We start from the raw sequence: 1,579 nt of genomic DNA, 5'->3' as shown, positions 1-1,579 counted from the left end.
TAGCTACTTGCCCCTGAAGAAGTCCGGGTCTGCCTCTGGGTTGTCCTCTGGGCAGAGCTGGTGAGGGCCAGGCCATGGCCGCGACAGTGGAGGCGAGTCGTTGCGGCCGGGGGTGGGGCGGTGTTACGCATCGCGGGAGTGCAGGACGCCTGGTGGGAGATGCTGCCGGAGCATGCGCGGCAGTTACCCGCCGAACTGGCCCTGGTCGATGCATTCTTGGACGACGAGCGATTCATCGCCCCGTGGCGGGCGGTGTTCGCCGAGCGCGGCTGGGGCGACCCTCGGTGCCGGTGGAGACGCTCTTGCGGCTGCTGTATCTCAAGCACCGCTACCAGCTCGGTTACGAGACCCTGTGCCGCGAGGTCGCGGACTCGTTGAGCTGGCGCCGGTTCTGCCGCATCCCGCTGGCCTCCCCGGTGCCGCACCCGACCACGCTGATCAAGCTCGTGCGCCGCAGCGGGCCGCAGACGGTGGAAGAGCTGAACGCTGCCCTACTGGGCAAACTGGTCGAGGACAAGCTGCTGCGGTGCCGCAAGCTGCGCATCGACACGACCGTGATGGAAGCCGACATCGACCACCCCACGGACGCCGACCTGCTGGACCACGGGATACGCAAACTGGGCCGGCTGGTGCGGCGGATCAAGGCGTCCGGGGCAGCCAGGCGCACCCGCTTCCGTGACCGCAGCCGGTCAGCGGGACGCCGTTTGAAGGAGATCTCGCGCACGCTGCGGCGACGCACCGGCCAGGCACTGGGCGAGATCGACCGGCTCACCGGTGAGATCGCCGCCGTGGCCCGTGCGACCTTGCGGGACGTGGCGGCGGTGGAGCGCAATGCCCGACGCACGCTGGGCAACCGGCCTTCGGGACGACTCGCGTACGTGGTGAGCGAGATGACCGAGACCGTGGCAGGCACCCACCGGCTGCTGGAGCAGACCGCCCTACGCCTGGCGGGCATCCGCACCATCCCCGACCGGCTGGTCTCGTTGGCCGACCCCGACGCCCGGCCCATTCGCAAGGGCAAGCCCCAACACCCCACCCAGTTCGGCTACACCGCGCTCGTGGCCGAGGACGAACGCGGCTTCATCGTCGACCACCAGGTCCAGCGCGGGAACCCGGCCGATGCGCCGCAACTGCTTCCCGCGGTGCAGCGTGCCGTGACACTGACCGGCCGCCCGCCGGGCACGGTCGTCGCCGACCGCGGCTTCGGCACCGCGGCCAACGATCTCGCCCTGGCTGAACTCGGTGTCCAGCGGATCGGCCTGCAACGCGCCGGAAAACCTGGAAAGGCACGGCGTGAGTACGAACAGAGCCGCCGCTTCCGGCGGATGCGCAACTGGAGGGTCGGCGTCGAGGCCCGCATCAGTCACCTCAAGCGCGGCTTCGGCTTCCGTCGCACCCGCCTACGCCGCCTGGCCGGCGCGCAGACCTGGGCAGGACTGGGGATCTTCGCCTACAACCTCCAGCGGATGACCGTCCTCAGCCGGTAAGGGACACGCCACCGACCGGCCAGCGGCACAGCACCGTCCGCCAGTGCTGGCCCCGTCACCAGCCCAGACCCTTTTTCAGGGGCAAGTAGCTA

1 pseudogene is annotated in these 1,579 nt (G+C 69.9%); it reads left to right on the top strand.

The features are described from left to right. The first annotated feature begins 120 nt into the window (after positions 1 to 120). A pseudogene (locus MQN93_RS43620) lies at positions 121 to 1,487 on the top strand (ISNCY family transposase). Positions 1,488 to 1,579: the final 92 nt, after the last annotated feature.

The organism is Streptomyces spinosisporus, from assembly GCF_022698145.1.
GTDB lineage: Bacteria > Actinomycetota > Actinomycetes > Streptomycetales > Streptomycetaceae > Streptomyces > Streptomyces spinosisporus.
This window is presented reverse-complemented; position numbering and strand designations above follow the sequence as displayed.